The organism is Undibacterium cyanobacteriorum (genome assembly GCF_031326225.1).
GTDB classification, from domain to species: domain Bacteria; phylum Pseudomonadota; class Gammaproteobacteria; order Burkholderiales; family Burkholderiaceae_D; genus Undibacterium; species Undibacterium cyanobacteriorum.
In genome coordinates, this window is record NZ_CP133720.1 from 266,659 (window position 1) to 282,757 (window position 16,099).

The window sequence follows — 16,099 nt, forward strand, 5'->3', positions numbered from 1 at the left end:
CACCCCCTTCGTAAGCAAGCTTTATCACGTTGCTAGAAGGGGGGGGTAAATTGGCTATGTCTAAAACAATCAATCCGCCAAACCGAGTCGTTCCAATCTTTCTTTCGCCAGCAGATATCGCGCACGGACATCATCGATTTCCTGTTGCGTTAATTTCTTACCGTAGGTACGAAGTCCGCCTTCGGGGTCATTGTGATGAATGCCCATCGCAAACTTCAGGTATTCCAACAGCAAAGGCTGCGCATCGAGATAAGAGATGGAATTGAGCGCCTGAGAAATTTTGTTAGCCTCAGCCCACTCGCCCTTTAAGACATGCTCTTGCATTGTGATACTGGCTTTGGGGAAGATGGTGCCGACACCGGTAATGCCACCGCATGCACCGGCCAAGCCTGCATGTACTGTGACGGAATCAACGCCTGCCAACACTTTTAAATCACTATTTTCTACGATCAGCGTTTCGATAATCGACACATCGAGTGTCGATATTTTGAGTGCGACGACTTCTGGTAGCGCAGACAGTCTTCTGAGCAGATCTGTGGACAGCGCATGGTATCCGGCAGCATCTGGATTGTTGTACGGCATAATCGTCACGCCGACTTTTCTCGCGGTTTCTGCAGCCAGCGCAAAGTAGGCATACATCTCTTCATCGGAAGGCGCTTCCTTGGTTTTTGGCGGCATTACCATCACAGTATTCACGCCCACCGCTGCCAGTCCTTCAATGATGCTTGCCAGCGCTTCTTTAGTTTCAGCGGCAGCGCCACTGATTAACGGAACTTCGTATTCTTGCGCAATATCAGACAATGATTTCAGCAAAGCGAGGCGCTGCTCAGGCGTCAGATAACTGTTCTCACCGAGCGTACCCGAAGCGACTAGTCCACCAAATCGGCTACCGCCCTTACCCTTCGCAGCCAAAACATGTGCAGCCTGTTTTCGGGTGACATCAAAGTCAATTTCAAGCGCACCGGATTCAGATTCTTTGAGCCAAGTGAACACCGCAGGCATTACTGTGTAGCGCCAATCTTTGCTATTTGTTTGCATTACATTTCCTATTCTTTAAAAACATTACGGTATCCATTGGACCAGATAAGTCATCACGCAGAAACTAGCGTCGGTGAAACTCGAGACTGATTGGGTGACGTCTTCAAAAGGCGTCATTTAAGCTCATCACTTGAAGTCCATGACATGCTAAACCCCAGTTAGCGCTAGAGCGTACATTTTTTCTTTATGGATGTTGTTCGGCCAAGCTGAGTGGCTTTTGTGGTCGAGATCCTAACTTTCTCTTTTTACCTCAAATCGAATAATGCAAACAACCCTCGTCCAGCAGATTTTCTTTCACCACGGAGCGTAGAGAATTCGAGTGCCTAAACCAACAGATCTGAAATATACCGTTAATATATTAATGTAGATTGGCGAAATGTTCAAGTTAAACACCTCATCACTCAGTCAGGAAGACATGGATGCATGCGACCCGACAAGTGCTGGAAGTGTGTGTTTAGGGCAGATGCATTCAAAAAAGCTATTTTTCCACTTTTTGGGAAACGAGTCGTCTCTATTTCGTTGTTCTCTATTCTGTTGTTGTTTCTCAATTCCTACACACCACAAGCATCCACCACTGCCTGATAAAGTCGCACCGGATTCTCGGCAATGCGATTGAGCACATAAAGAAAATACTCGTCGCCATACACCGCGTATTCACGTGTTGCAAAACCTTGTGCATGTAGATCATCAATTTGCTGTGTTCCGAGCCCCATCAGCGATTCAAACTCAAACTCTTCGTTTCTGATTCCCTCCTGCTTAATGAAAGCGACGAGTGCTTGCTGTAGCGCCGTGTCATGCGTCGCGATCGAGCATTTGCGTCCAGTTGTCAGCAAAGTCTTGGCGTAGTCGAGATAGGCTCTGAACAGTTCGGGGCTTTCACGTTCGTGGGCGCGGTCCGAGGTTTCAAAGTAGGCACCTTTGACCAATCGGATTTTTCCAGGATAGGCGAGCATGTTCGCGAAGTCTGCCTTAGTTCTGTGTAATCGGGCCTGTAAGGTAATACCGACATGAGAGAAATCGGCATGTGGATCTTGGTGTAATCTTACGTAGCTACTGAGAATCTGATCGGTGCGTTCCGAACCCTCCATTGAGATCATTAACTCGCGACCCGATTCCGCCGCCGCAACTGCGATGCGCCGCACATTGTAGTCACCGAGTTCAGGATCAATGACCGAACCGATATGCGAGAGATCAAGCGAAATAGAACAGGTTATGTCATGCGCGTTGAGCTGATCGATGAGCTGCAAGAAGATTTCGGTTGCATGATTTGCTCGTGCTTCGTCGCGACAACTCTCGCCCATCAATTCCACTGATGCAGCGTGACCACGTGCGCGAATCGCTTTGAGGCGTGGAATCACTTCCTCGGTCGTCTCCCCCGCGATATAGCGATGGGCGATCTTTCGCATCACACTCTTCAATAATGGATTCGTATCACACATGGCCTTGGCGGTTTCGTCCATTGCCAATAGGCGCAGCGCATCCATGGCTTGCTTCGTCATTTCTGTCGCGTTTTGTTCCTGCTTTTGATTGGGCTCGGAGGTGAATACGAGCGAACTAACATATTGTTCTACAATAGAAGACATAGGTTCCTTTCACATAGATCAGAATGCCAAAATGGGCAAATGGGTGGTTTGATCGCCAATGTAGCACCCGCTCCATTGAGTGATAAGATATGCTATTTGAATTTCATTGTTCCATAGGATGCGATAATGATTGATGAGCTACGCGCACTGGCGATCTTTGTCAAAGTGGTCGAATGCGCATCCTTCCGGGCTGCCGCTCTTGCTTTGCGTTTGTCACCATCGGTTGTGAGTCATCACGTGGCCAGCCTCGAGCGCCGTTTGGGTTCCGCCTTGTTGTATAGATCAACCCGGCGCCTTTCTCTGACCGATGAAGGTGCAAAACTATTTGTAGCGGCACAGGAAATGATGGCCGCCGCCGAACGTGGTCTCGATATTATTGCGGGAAAATCAGCTGAGCCGAGTGGACGATTCAAGATGACCGTACCAGCCTTCTTTTCTCGCTCACCTTTGATGAATCGAATCGCCGATTTTGCTCGAAGCTATCCGAAGATCCATCTTGATATTGGTTTCAGTGACAGTTCTGAAGATTTGGTGCGAGAAGGGATTGATCTGGCGATTCGTGTCGGTGACCTGAAAGACAGCGGATTAAAATCAAAACGCCTGTACGATATGCCGCGCAAACTGGTCGCAGCGCCGAGTTTGGTCGCTCGATATAAAAAGCCTCGAACGCCAGACGATCTCATCCCATGGGAATGGATAGGGCTTAAGATGCGCAATGACAGCAAGACCTTTGTGCATAAAAAGGGCTCCACTGCGTCGATCAACATTTTGCCCAGGCTAGTGGTGGACAGCGTTGACGCTGCCAGCCAGTTGGCGATAGCAGGTGCGGGTCTAGCCACACCACCGACATTCTTGGTGGAAGCAGCAATCGCAGAAGGAATATTGGTTGAGTTAATCCCCAGTTATCAGGTGCCCTCACTGCCTGTGTTCGCGCTGTGGCCAGCTAATCCTGGTAAAGCACATTTGACGGAGCGTTTTATCCACTTTCATCAAGGTTTGTCAAAATAAAGTTTGTTCTGGTCATTTTGAAAAATGGCTAAGGTCGATCTGAAAACCGTGATTGAGAAGGAAATGTTGTCTTGTAGACTTTGAAGGAAGCAAGAGTGAATATTCTCAACAATGCTGTCGCAATGATGTTTTTGTCGTTCATCATTGGTGTCTTTGTCGATCTGGCGCTGCGCCGCATGGCTATCTATGAATCAATCAGCGGGCGGTTTTTGTTTGCCGATGAAAAGACCTACGAAAGATTCGGGGTGGCGTTGTACCGCAAGATTTTGCTGGCGACGCCGCTGCGTTTTTTTAACACCCAAATCAAAATCCCCAAAAATCGCGACTTGCAATTGCTCAAGGATATTCGCAAACACATCGCCGCGGCCGAGGTTTCACATTGGGTCGGCTTTGTCGTGATGATGGTGGCAACCATCTATGCTTGGATGAACTTCGGGCCGAAGATCGGTCTTAGCTTCGTCGTATTAAATGTGCTCGGCAACCTCTATCCCTGCATGCTTCAGCAATACAACAAGCGCCGTCTGTATCAGCTCATCGCGGCGATTGAGCGACGTAAATCTTAATCCGCAATTCTGTTTTTTCGTGTTGGAAGAGGAAGTGCAGGCTTCCTCTTCTGTGACTAGCAAGGTCTCATCGTAGGCATTTTTCCTATTTAAAACGCTTTGATAAAAAAGCTATTGACTTTGCAAAAAGCATAAACTACAGTAGTAGTACTACGAATGTAGTTTTTCTGAATTTCCAGCTTTTGGGTCGAATAATGGAAGAAGACAATAAGAGTGTCTCACTAAGCGAACCTCAGTTAGCTCTGATGCGCATCCTGTGGCAACGCTCTGAGGCGACTGTCAGCGACGTGGTTGAAGCAATGCGTGAGCAACGTTCGTTGGCGCATACCACGATCGCCACTATGTTGAGTCGCTTAGAAAAACGAGGACTGATTAGCGCCAGAAAAGAAGGCCGGCTATTTTTTTACTCAGCTAATGTGAGTGAATCCGACATTCAAAAATCCATGGTTTCGGAATTGCTTTCGTCTCTCTTCTTGGGAAACGCGCGTGCCCTGCTTAACCACCTGGTTCGAGAGGATGAAATCAAGCCCGAGGACTTGGAGCAAATGCGCACATCGTTGAAAGATCGTACTCAATCAAAGTAAGAGGGATAAGTCATGCAACAAGATTTGCTTTTGAATTTCCTGCTCGCCTATTGTTTGCACAGTAGTGTGCTGTTAGCCTGCGCTGCAGTCGTCCACCGCTCTTCCTACCTTCGCCATCATCGCATGGCTGAAATGATTTGGCGTTTGGCGCTGTTCGGTGCACTCGTGACGGCTGGCCTCCAAGCTGCATGGAATCATTCGCATACCGAGCAAACACCCGTTGATAACTCGATCCAACGCTCATTGGCGATATCTGCCCCGAGGGACGTGAATACGGAAACGCTGCCAACCAAGTTAAGTACAACAGCACCAACACATCAAGCACTCGCCGCATCTGAATTTAGAAGCGCAGACTCAACTGCCATCACTGCTATTAGTCTGTCCAATCGCTGGCAATTCTTTACGCAAGCCGTCCTCGCGATATGGTGCGCGATTGCTGTATTCTCGATCATCAGTGTTGTGGTATCAGTGCGCTACCTTAATCGTAAAATCAACTCCATGCCGAAGCTGAAGGATGAGGATCTCCAGCAATTTGCGAAGCGATTAAGTTTAAGCAATAAAACTATTGTCATCCGTACTGGCGACGCGTGGCAAAGCCCCTTACTTGCGCCGAACGTCTGCGTCTTTCTTCCGGCTTGGGCTCTGAGTACGCTGACGAAAGATCAATGTAAAGCCATGTTGGCGCATGAAGTTGCGCATTGGCGTAGAGCAGATCATCGTTGGCGCATTGCCTATCAGCTGATGCGCCGGTTCTTTTTCTTTCAGATCTTCAATCGCTATGCCTTAGCACAACTTGATCTACTTGCTGAATTCGATTGTGATCGCGCTGCGCTACAACATCAAACGCTTGAAACGTATACCGAAACTCTACTGGAATGCGCACAACGACAAATCACAGCGCATCCTCAATTTGCTCTAGCGATGGCAAGGCCTTCCTCTCTATCTCAGAGAGTCCACTCACTTATCAAGGAAGACAACATGCGCACTTCAACTCTCTCAAGAAAAGTTTTGTTGGTATTCGGTGTTTTTGCGATTACTGGTTTGTCCGCGGTGAGCTATGCCATTCCGCGTTTTGTAATCGCAACGAATAAAGCTCCTTATGATGATTCAAGAATGAATCTTCACCAAAGACAACTAACAACCAACACAGCCACTTTAGAAAAAACTGCAGAGGTAACTCCTGTTTCTCCATCTAATGCATTGGCCAAAGAGCCGAATGCCAAGCCCGCGGCCCAAGGGAGCGCCGTAACACCACCAACGCTTACTTCAGAAGCCGTCAGTGACACACGCTTGAGTCAAGCACATCAGGCCTGGAAGGACCATCCAGCGTACGCATTCAAGTTATTCGCGGAGCTTGCCAACGAAGGAGTCGCTGAGGCGCAAGAAGCATTGGGTGAAATGTTTTGGTATGGTGAGGGTACAACTGCCGACCAAAAAGCCGCGCGACTATGGTTAAGCAAAGCCGCTATGCAAGGACGGACACGCGCACATCAATTCATTGAGATGTTTGCAGAACGTGATCGCCGCCAATCGGAGATTCGCTTTTACACCGAGGAATTTGATGGTGGAAACTTGAAGTGGGAAGATAAAGTGTGCCCAGCCCCGGATCTCAGCGAGAGCAATATGGGAGTCACTCAACTCAAAACAAGTTTGCAGGCACTCAATAAGAAAATCGATTGCTACAATCAATATGTCAGCACGATGAAAACGAGCCTACAAACATTGAGCTTTATCCCTGAAGATCTGCGTCGACTGATGCGTGAAGAGGAGATCGGTCGAGCGCGCGCGCTAGCGGAAGACCGCTACTACGAATTCGCTGTGAAGGAAAAATCAGTGAATGAAGCTTTGCAGATGACACTTAGCCAGCGCTATGCGCAGCAGGCGAGAAACGCTGAAAGTACGCGTGATAATTTCGATGCCAATGGCTACTGGCCATGGCGCGCAAATTATGATCGTCAACAAACCCCACAAATGACTACGAACCCGAAATCCGAACCCGTCAGCGAAAGAGCGGGTAAATAGACGGTTGAGGAGCATAGCTTGAGGTTGAACAGTGTTAAACATGACAGCCAGTTCGCGTTCAACTTCAAGTCCTGGTCTTTGTTGATTCTAAGCCCTTCGAGCTGGCTTTCTGGACTTAACATTTATCCAGATTCGAATCTGGAAATATTAACTTCGCCGCAATTTCCGATCTGTAGCTATGGCTAAGATAGGTAGTGAAAGTTTTTTGAAGGTGAGGCTTTATCGCTGGAATTTCTCGCTCCAAATGGGGCGGTATGGAGAATATTTCGAAATGAATGTAGGCGACATTCTTTCCGTGCTCCATTTGAAATTCATGGCGTGTTGCTAGCGCGATAGCTTCTTCTTGAAACATAAAGCACCATAGACTTGGGGGATCATCTCCGCGCTGTGGATAAGAACCACCGCCACCAAGGCTATACAATTCAATCCCACATTCCCTATCAATGAGGGTCTGATTGCCACCACTAATGAGCGGTAAGTTCACTCTGCTGGCAAGTGTACGAGCTCTCGCTGTATCGATTTTTTCAAAGACAAAAGTCATGGGCAGTTGTTTGAGTATAGATTCAAATTATGAACGTAGTAGGTACGCTTAGCAAAGCGCAATCGTACGCATGCAAGCCGTTGTTTCCCATATCTCATACATCTTCCAAAACAAGTGCCATATTTTGTTGTGCGTTCACGAACGTCGAAAACTTAGAACCTTGCGTGCGATTACGCTTTGCTAACCGCACCTACTAAGCTTATGAGCTACAGAGCTTTCAATCCGGTTTTTCTTGCTTGGCACTCAAAACCGTCCGATCAGCAACTGCAATAAAGTCTTGACTCCTGTATTTATCTGTATATACTTAATATGCTCAGTTAAGCACGGAACCTCAATAGGCTGGTCGATCATGACAACAGATAAACTTTTTCTTTCGAATCACGACAGTACGCCGATGTACGAACAGATCATGGAGCAGATTACTGCCAAGGTCATGGCCGGTGATTGGCGACCGGGGCAGTCTTTGCCGTCCATTCGGGAATTGGCTAGCGCGAGTAGTGTGAGTGTGATCACGGTGAAGCGCGCTTATCTCGAATTAGAACGTGCGGGTGTGATCGTAACTCGGCAGGGCAAGGGCTCGTTCGTCGCCGAGAATCAAGATTTGGCGAAGCAACTCTTGCGCGAAGAATTCGATATGCATCTGATTGGGATGGTGGGAGCGGCTCAGAAACTCGGGATGGGTAAGAAAGAGGTCGTTGAGCATGTGGGCCTTGCGATGGCGGCGAATGTTTCAGACGACGCTTCCAGCCCGAAAGCGGATCACTCCAAAAACAGCACTGCCGCTTCGGCAACCAGGACACTCAAATGAACGCGCAAACCGATCTTGCTATTTCCTTGCGTGGGGTCGAGAAAACCTACGCTGACTTCACGCTGCATCCGCTCGATCTCGAATTGCCCACCGGGCAGATTATGGGCTTGGTCGGTGCCAATGGTGCCGGTAAATCGACCATCATGCGGATCTTGATGGGCTTGATACGTGCCGATGCCGGTGAGGTCGATGTGTGTGGTCATCGCTTACCTGAAGCACAGGTGGCCGCGAAGCGTGAAGTGGGCTACGCCTCTGAAGATATGCGTCTCTACAAAACGCAGACCTTGCGTTGGCATATGGATTTTATTCAGGGAATTTTTCCGGAATGGGATGAAACCTATGCCGCACAATTGCTGCAGCGTTTTGATCTGAAATCACAACAGAAGTTAGGTGGTTTCTCGCACGGACAAAGAGTGAAAGCCGCCTTGCTGTTGATTTTGGCGCGTCGTCCCAAACTCTTGCTGCTCGATGAACCGACCACAGGATTAGACCCCGTTGCACGAGCCGAAGTCTTGGAGGCCTTGGCAGATGTATTGCGAGATGAGTCGCGCAGTGTTTTGTTCTCTTCGCATAACACGGGCGATGTGGAGCAGCTCTCCGATGCCATTAGTTTTATTCACAAAGGGCGATTGGTGGCCTCTGAAGATAAGGAAACTTTCTTATCCAGTTGGCGCCGCATTATCTGTCAGGGACCTTGGCAAGAGCAACTCAAAGACTTGCCAGAAGTCATCAGTGCGCGCCATAGCGGTTCCATCATCGAGCTGAAAGTGCGCAATGCCGGCGACGTCTTCGAAACACGACTGGCGCAGATGAATCTTACGGTGAGTGCGGTCGAGCCGATGAACTTGGAAGATATTTTTGTGACGAGTGTTCGCGCGGGAGAGAAATGATGAGCTTGCAAACGCAATACGAGGGGCGACCAAGTTCGCACACCACGCACACAGATAGTGAAGCCCAACACACTCGACAGATGATTAAACGGCTGATTGTCAAAGAATTTCAGATGTACCAAAAACAGTTCGCTGCCTATGTGATTGGCTTGTTGATTGGATTGACGCTGATTGGTATGGCCAAGACTTGGGCCTTTTATGCAGGCGGCTTGACCTTGCTGGTACTTTTGATTTGTGTCGGTGGGTTTGCGATTCAGACTTCGCTGTTGAATGAGCGTCGTGAGCACACACTGAGCTTCATGATGAGCTTGCCATTGACGCCGATGACCTTCTTTTGGAGCAAGGTTCTCGCGAATTTGGTGCTGTATCTCGTACCGTTCACGATAGTGTTAGCAGGCACGGCATTCTTGGTGTTGTTCACGCCTCTACCTGATGGCATTTTGATCTGGTCATTTTTGATCTACGGCTTCCTCGCCATGAACTTTTTTATTTCGCTGAGCGCGGGCCTGATCTTAGAATCAGAGGGATGGAATATCTTCGTACAAATCGCGGTCTCGACTTTTGTGGGGCCATTCATGGTCTTCATTGGCACCATTGAGAGCATCGGCAAAAAGATCCAATCGAATGACATCGTCTTGAGTCCAGAAGCTTTGACCATTTTTGCGGTGGAACTGAGTGTCATGCTGTTGGCACTCGCCATTGCGCGTAACTTTTATCGTCGCAAGGATTCTTTTTTATGAATACCAGCGCGCAGATGTCAGAAGCGAACCCTCGCTTGCACTACATGGACAATCTGCGCGCGATCGCGATGCTAACAGGCGTGCTGTTTCATGCCGCGCTGGCGTATAGCGTTTTGGCGCATCCACTTTGGCCCACGGCGGATCGTGGGCAATCCTTCATCATCGATCTCTTTGCATGGTTCTTCCATCTATTTCGCATGCCCTTGTTTTTTGTGGTGACGGGCTTCTTCGCCGCCTTGTTGGTGCAAAGACGTGGCATAGCCGGTATGTTGAAGAACCGCTTTATGCGCATTGTTTTGCCGCTGTTGGCCTTTTGGCCCTTGGTGTATTTTTCGATGACCGGGCTGATTAGTCGCGCGGTGACTGAAGTGGAGAATTTGTCACCGCTGCTGCAAATGATTAAGCCGTGGGTGCTTGATCCAAACGCAGCGACTGCGCCGCCAACGCTCGCCCACCTGTGGTTCCTCGCCTATGTGATGTGTTTTTGCATTTTGGTGTGGGTGGCATTCACTTTGGAGTGGGCTAAATATCTGCACCGTTTAGCGGCCATCGCGCCAATCTCCCAAGTTTGGCTTGCACCCTTGTTGTTGGTGCCTGCGCTGATGAGTGTGCCAGCGCCGTTTCCCGCACCGGAAAGTCTTTTCCCGCAATGGTGGGCCCTGCTGTTTTATGGGTTTTATTTCCTGATGGGATTTCGTTTATCCCACCAAGCCGCATGGCTCGATCAATTCAAACCGCAGGTAGCTCGATTATTGTTATCGTCTCTTCTTGCCTATGCGCTGTTTCTCTATCTTCTTCAAGCGAAGGGCATGACGCAGACTGATTGGTTTTCAAAAGTCATCTTGGCGCTGCTGCAAGCTTATGCAGGATATGGGATGACACTGGTATGTCTCATCGCCGGTCAACGTTGGCTCGATGTACACCATGGCTTCTTACGCTATATCGCGGATGCGTCTTACTGGGTGTACTTGGTGCATCTGCCTTTGATTTTCGCTATCCAAATTCCCCTAATGGATGTGAATCTACATTGGAGCGCAAAGCTTCTTCTTTCCGTCGGAACAGTCTTGGGAATCGCCTTTCTCACCTACCACTTCTTGGTGCGTGGACGCATGCTTGGGCGCTTCTTAAATGGACAGCAGCGCGGTCGATGAGCGACCGCGTTCCATCAAACATTGAATGACCACGCTTGAATGCCCAGGTCAGGTCACTTCTGCATATGTCAATCGTATGTATCAAATTCGGCCATTCGCTTCAGATCAAGGTTGTGGTAATTTTGAAAATACAGGATACTCACGCACTGTTTTTTTTAAAAATTCCGATCAAAAAATTCAGATACATGATGAAACGCTTGTCTTTAATTGCCGCTAGTAGCATGTGTGTGTTGCTCGCTGGCTGTGTTGTACCAATGACCGGGACTTATCCCGCACCAAACACGCAGCTTGGTGAAGTCCAAGATTGGCGTATGCCGCTCTACCGCGAACCAGGACGTATCGATGTTAAGTTGCGCGTGGTGAAGGGTAGTAGCACTCAAGTTGCTCTCGAAACTAATAATGAAGTTGAGCAAGCACCGATCCAGGTCTTGTTCGGCGGGAGTTCTTCGTCGAATAAACTTGAATCCTCGGTAAGGTATTCCACTGAGAGTGGCGTATTCGCCTTTAAGTACTTTGGGAAGACGCTCGATCGCAACAGTGATGTCAATCTGCGTATTGAATGGGATGAGAACATGCGCGTTAGCGTGACGGTCGATGGTGAGGTCTTACAAGTAAAGCCGCATACTTCTTTCGGAAAATTACGCCTGTTTTCTAAAACCGGGTCTATTGAAGTCAAAGAAGTGAAATATGAAAAAATGGCAGATGCCGCTGAAAACAAGATGGGAGCAGAATGATGAATGGAAAGTTGGGTATGCGTTTGTGTAAATCACTAGCGCTGGCCTTGGTGTTGGTGAGCGGCGCGGCGCGTGCCGATTTTGATCTGGGCTTGCAGTATTACGCGAAGGGTGAGTTCGAGAAAGCGCATCGTGAGTTTGCACAAGCTGCAAAATTTGGTGACATCTCCTCGCAGTTTAATTTGGGTGTCATGTACTTCCGCGGTGAATTCGTCGCCCGCGATCCTGTCCAAGCCTATGCATGGTTGGCTTTGGCGGCACAGGCACCAGAATATCAAGGCAAGGCTTTGCATTTGACGATCTACAAAGATCTTTCAGACGAGCAAAAACGGCAAGCCGATGAGGCCTACCAAGTGCTTCTGAAAAAATATAGCGTAGCGGCGATCGATGAGAACTTAAAACCTGTGTTGCTGGACGAAAAAGACAGCAATCAAAAAGTGCGCATCTTGAAACAAGTCAATCCGGACTATCCGCGCAGCATGTTGAGAGGTGGGCAATTTGGTAATGTGGACGTGCTTTTGACGATCGCGAAAGATGGCACGACCAAAGACCACATTGTGTATGGCAGCTCAGACAAGACATTCTCGCAAGTTGTGCTAAGCGCGGTTCGCCAGTGGCAATATCAACCAGCGATCGTGAATGGTCAAGTGGTCGAAACACAAGGTCATAAGATTCGTTTCAGGTTCTCAATCAGTGGCATGAGCTCCAATGAGGCGCAAATAGAAAAAGCGCTTCTTGCACAACGTGAAAAGGCTTTGGCGGGCGACCCAGGGGAACAGTTCACTTATGCGTATATGCTCGAAATTCTCCCTACCTTTACAAAGTTTAAGCCACGTGAAGGGGCGGATGAGAATCCCAATAAGTGGTACTTGTTAGCGGCAAAAAATGGTCATGCTGCAGCGAGTTTCTTCCTTGGCCAGAACATCCTGAACGGCAGAATGTCTGCATCTGATCCAGAGAAGAGTATTGCATGGTTATCCAAAGCCGCATCGAAAGGCTTGATCGACGCACAGTACATGCTGGCAGTCGAACTCCTCAATGGCACGCGTTTGCAGAAGAATGAAGAGCAAGGCATGTACTGGTTGAACAAGGCGGCACATGGGCAATTGTCTATCAATGAACGCGCTAAATTGAAACTCGCTTGGATACTCTCTACGCATTCCAATGCGACACAACGCGACGGCGCCTTGGCCTTGCAATACTTGAAAACAATCACTGAGGATTATGCCGATAAGCAAACATGGTATCGCACGGCCGCCGCTGTGTATGCCGAAAACGGAGATTTTGAGAACGCCGTGCAATGGCAACAAAAGGCAATCAGTGATGCTAAATCGATCGCACTGCCAACGGAATTGCTGCAAGCTCACTTAACGAACTACCAAAACAAACAAGCTCTGCGTGAGCTGTGATCATCCCAAGATACCCTCGTCGTGTAGCGCGATCTCGTCGTTTGCGATGAGGGTATCTAGTCAGTATCTAGTCTCTTTAAAATCTCTCTCCATGCATCAAGAAAACCCATATTCGCCGTTGAGTGAAAATGAAACCCAACATGTCGAACCGTATGTCTGTTCGAAGCGTGCTCGCTACCGATTGGCTAGTTTGATTGGGGTCCATCTACTCGCTACGGCTTACTTTGCGCCCGTGTATTGGGAACTGGTTCAGGTCGGAGCAACAGCCTTCCTTAGCTTGGTGCTGAGTGTTGCAGGATGTCTTTGCTTGTATATCTCGACCCTCACAGCGCTTGGTACACGCCCGCTTGGCAAAGTGGGTTTTATACTCGCAGCGCTTCTAGTCGGAATATCCTCGTCTGGATGGGGATGGGGCAAGCTATGGACTATCCCCTTCGTGGCGGGTTCTGGTTTGGGACTCGCCGGTTTTTGGCTGGTTTTGCAGGCGCAGCGGTGGTCTAAGAATACTCAAGCATAAGGCTAGGCGGTGAAGGCGGCTGGACCAGCAGCACGCCTTGACCGTTCCGATACGGCGTCATGCCATAAGCCAATCTGGCCTGCCTCATTACTGCCCAGGGTGATAAGAGCGCTCCAAGTTTTTCTTGATGTCTTCAGGATAAAACAACACGTCTTTGAATTCACCCTTGCTATACATTTCCGCTTGATCATTGAAATGTTTGGATTGCGGATTGCCGCTATTCCCGCCCGCCAAAATGCTCTTCGCTTTGAGGCGTGGACCAAACTCTACCGCGGCGACAAAGCTATTGCCACGGTCGCCATAAATACGTTTGGTTTTTTGTGGCGCGACCATGCCGAAGGCAGCGAGCGAGCCCCAATTGGCTGAGGCGAAGGCGACCGGATAGCTCGGTTGTTTATCGTCATACTCTTGTGCAATCGCGGGGCTGATGCGTTGGAAGCGATTGATTTCACCCCAAGGGGTTTGCCAAGTGCCAAAGTCCGCCGTGAGTTTGTCACTGGCGCGCTGCAAAGCTTGTAGACGTTCTTGTGGGCTGATGTGATCGCGAATGTAATTGAGCACAGGCACTTCCATCACACGCGCTTTCTCTGCCGAGCTACGTACCATCTCCTGCCCCCAGTAAATGGCTAGCGAAGTCGGCACGGAGTCAACCGCATAACGTAAATCCCAAGCTTTGAGACTGGCGACTTGTGCAGCCAGCTGTTGTTTGAGGGCGGCATCTTCACTGGCTTCATACGCTTGCAGCAGCGCAGGGATCATCGGTTCGAAGGCGGTCAAGTAACTGTCGTAAGCTTTGCTGATTAAGCGGTCGATGTTGAGGTCTTTTGCACCTTCGAGCACACGTAAAGCATGAATGCCGCGTGCATTTTCCGGTAAGGCCCACATGTATTGTGGATAGTCTTTTTGTAGCGGACTGCTCGAGTCTGGCGAGCCGACGGCACCAGAAACAGTGAACGGCCAGTTGTTGGTGTTTTGTATCCAACCCTTTGATGGGTTGAACAAATGAATGGTCTCTTTGATCTCGTGCAAGCCTTGCCATTCAGTCGCTGGATTACTGCCATCGACCGGTTTGCGCCAATCAAATCGCGGGTCACGCTTCGGTACGAAATTGCCATGGAAGTAGGCGATATTGCCTTTGTCATCAGCATAAACCGTATTGTTAGACGAGTTCGTGCGTAGCTGCATGACTTCGTAAAACTCTTGGTAGTTCTTGGCTTTGGTTCTGCCGTAAGACTGCATTAAGGCTTTCAGCGGTTCTTCCATCATTTTGACGGCAACCCATTTACCATTTTGTGCACGAATGATGGGACCATGATGTGTGAAGTAGGCCTTGATGGTTTTGCTGGTCATACCGTTTGCCGTTCTATATGGAAGTTTGATCGAACGCACTTGCATGGGGCGCAGCTCAGCCCCGTATTGATAAAAGAGCTGCCCGTCCTTTTCAACGACGGTTTCAAGATATTCGTCGATCACATCGGCACCGCCGGAAGTGTGCATCCAACCGAGATGTTGATTGAAGCCTTGGTAGACAAAGAATTGTCCCCAGGTGACGGCGCCATAGGCATTCAAACCTTCTTCACTGACGACATGGACCTCAGGGCGAAAATAAAATGACGTATGCGGATTGATCATCAACAAAGCATGACCATTCGCGGTTAATTTCGGAGCAATCGCAAAGCCATTCGAGCCACGGGGTTCGACGTCAAAACCCTTACCAATGTCGGCCACTAAGTGTGAACTTTCGCCGGAATAAAATTGCGCGAGATTTTTGAGATTGATCTCTTCAATATCGCCACCGATACTACCTTCGCTAAAACTCAATGCCATCCAAGGCTCAAAGTGCGTAATGAGTTTAGGCTTCACTTCGGGATGGGTGTACAGGTAGTAATTTAAGCCGTCGGCAAATGACACCATCAGTTTCTTCAACCATGCTGGGCTCTGACGATATTTCTCCTGCATGGCTTCGGGCTGTATGTACATCTTCATGCGCAAATCGCGCCAAATTTCAGCCTCACCCTCCACTTCGGCCAAGCGCCCTAAGGCATTGATGTAATTGCGTTCGATACGATTGAAGTCATCTTCGGCTTGCGCATATAACAAACCAAATACGGCATCCGCATCGGTCTTGCCGTACACATGCGGAATCCCCCATTTATCTCGCAAAATCTTGACCCGCTTAGCGGTCGCTTGCCAACGCTGAAGTTCAACGCGGTCTGACTTTTTGTCTGCAGTGTTGGTGACGAATTCTTCAGTCGCGCTAGATGCACTAGCTTCACTCGTGAAACTGGCTGAAGACACAGCAAACGACAGCAGCAGACTCTTTAAGACTTGGTTGACCGTCAAATGAGAAAACATAGTAAAACTCCGCGCGTAAATAGTTTGGGGTTCAATGGGGAATCTGCCTCGTATGGAAAGCCATCACAGATGATACTAAAAAACGAGCGTCGGCTTGTTGTGCCATGCCCTCCAGTTCAACTTTGCTGTGGTTTTCCGTCAAGCACAGTTCGAATC

General features: G+C 49.0%; 15 protein-coding genes. 11 read left to right on the forward strand and 4 right to left on the reverse strand.

Features of this window, described 5'->3' with window-relative positions; translation table 11 throughout:
- Positions 1–69: 69 nt before the first annotated feature.
- A complete protein-coding gene (locus RF679_RS01145; RefSeq protein WP_309482393.1) occupies positions 70–1,038 on the reverse strand; it encodes a dihydrodipicolinate synthase family protein in 969 nt (322 codons plus the stop codon).
- A 551-nt stretch (positions 1,039–1,589) separates the two neighbouring features.
- The gene (locus RF679_RS01150; RefSeq protein WP_309482394.1) at positions 1,590–2,621 is read right to left on the reverse strand and encodes a proline dehydrogenase family protein; all 1,032 of its coding nucleotides are present in this window, start codon (positions 2,619–2,621) and stop codon (positions 1,590–1,592) included.
- Between the two features lie 126 nt (positions 2,622–2,747).
- Here RF679_RS01150 and RF679_RS01155 point away from each other — a divergent pair, with 126 nt between their 5' ends.
- From RF679_RS01155 to RF679_RS01170, 4 genes are all read left to right on the forward strand, one after another.
- On the forward strand, positions 2,748–3,629 hold the full coding sequence (locus RF679_RS01155; RefSeq protein WP_309482395.1) for a LysR family transcriptional regulator: 882 nt from the start codon (positions 2,748–2,750) through the stop codon (positions 3,627–3,629).
- A gap of 95 nt (positions 3,630–3,724) precedes the next feature.
- Entirely contained in the window at positions 3,725–4,192 is a 468-nt protein-coding gene (locus RF679_RS01160; RefSeq protein WP_309482396.1) for a glycosyl-4,4'-diaponeurosporenoate acyltransferase CrtO family protein, read from the forward strand.
- Between the two features lie 194 nt (positions 4,193–4,386).
- Positions 4,387–4,776, forward strand: coding sequence for a BlaI/MecI/CopY family transcriptional regulator (locus RF679_RS01165; RefSeq protein ID WP_309482397.1), 390 nt, complete (start codon positions 4,387–4,389; stop codon positions 4,774–4,776).
- A 12-nt stretch (positions 4,777–4,788) separates the two neighbouring features.
- Positions 4,789–6,798 carry a M56 family metallopeptidase gene (locus RF679_RS01170; RefSeq protein ID WP_309482398.1) on the forward strand — a complete coding sequence of 670 codons (2,010 nt, stop codon included), beginning with the start codon at positions 4,789–4,791 and terminating at the stop codon, positions 6,796–6,798.
- 115 nt (positions 6,799–6,913) lie between these two features.
- On the opposite strand, the gene RF679_RS01175 is transcribed toward RF679_RS01170, so the two are convergent.
- Positions 6,914–7,339: a hypothetical protein gene (locus RF679_RS01175; protein WP_309482399.1), complete on the reverse strand. Its 426-nt coding sequence runs from the start codon at positions 7,337–7,339 to the stop codon at positions 6,914–6,916.
- 349 nt (positions 7,340–7,688) lie between these two features.
- Between RF679_RS01175 and RF679_RS01180 the strand changes: the two genes are divergently transcribed.
- The 7 genes from RF679_RS01180 (at position 7,689) to RF679_RS01210 (ending at position 13,588) form a co-directional block, all read left to right on the forward strand.
- Positions 7,689–8,147 carry a GntR family transcriptional regulator gene (locus tag RF679_RS01180; RefSeq protein WP_309482400.1) on the forward strand — a complete coding sequence of 153 codons (459 nt, stop codon included), beginning with the start codon at positions 7,689–7,691 and terminating at the stop codon, positions 8,145–8,147.
- On the forward strand, positions 8,144–9,037 hold the full coding sequence (locus tag RF679_RS01185) for an ABC transporter ATP-binding protein (RefSeq protein WP_309482401.1): 894 nt from the start codon (positions 8,144–8,146) through the stop codon (positions 9,035–9,037). Before RF679_RS01180 ends, RF679_RS01185 begins: the two co-directional genes overlap by 4 nt.
- On the forward strand, positions 9,034–9,777 hold the full coding sequence (locus RF679_RS01190) for a hypothetical protein (RefSeq protein WP_309482402.1): 744 nt from the start codon (positions 9,034–9,036) through the stop codon (positions 9,775–9,777). The genes RF679_RS01185 and RF679_RS01190 overlap by 4 nt, the downstream gene beginning before the upstream one ends.
- A complete protein-coding gene (locus RF679_RS01195; protein WP_309482403.1) occupies positions 9,774–10,928 on the forward strand; it encodes an acyltransferase family protein in 1,155 nt (384 codons plus the stop codon). Before RF679_RS01190 ends, RF679_RS01195 begins: the two co-directional genes overlap by 4 nt.
- A gap of 185 nt (positions 10,929–11,113) precedes the next feature.
- Positions 11,114–11,662, forward strand: a complete 549-nt coding sequence (locus tag RF679_RS01200) for a hypothetical protein (RefSeq protein ID WP_309482404.1) — start codon at positions 11,114–11,116, stop codon at positions 11,660–11,662.
- A complete protein-coding gene (locus tag RF679_RS01205) occupies positions 11,659–13,071 on the forward strand; it encodes a TonB family protein (protein ID WP_309482405.1) in 1,413 nt (470 codons plus the stop codon). The genes RF679_RS01200 and RF679_RS01205 overlap by 4 nt, the downstream gene beginning before the upstream one ends.
- Positions 13,072–13,162: 91 nt before the next feature.
- Complete coding sequence (locus tag RF679_RS01210) at positions 13,163–13,588, forward strand: hypothetical protein (RefSeq protein WP_309482406.1); 426 nt, start codon at positions 13,163–13,165, stop codon at positions 13,586–13,588.
- A gap of 87 nt (positions 13,589–13,675) precedes the next feature.
- Here the strand turns inward: RF679_RS01210 and RF679_RS01215 are convergent, their stop codons facing one another.
- Positions 13,676–15,943: an acylase gene (locus tag RF679_RS01215; protein ID WP_309482407.1), complete on the reverse strand. Its 2,268-nt coding sequence runs from the start codon at positions 15,941–15,943 to the stop codon at positions 13,676–13,678.
- Positions 15,944–16,099: the final 156 nt, after the last annotated feature.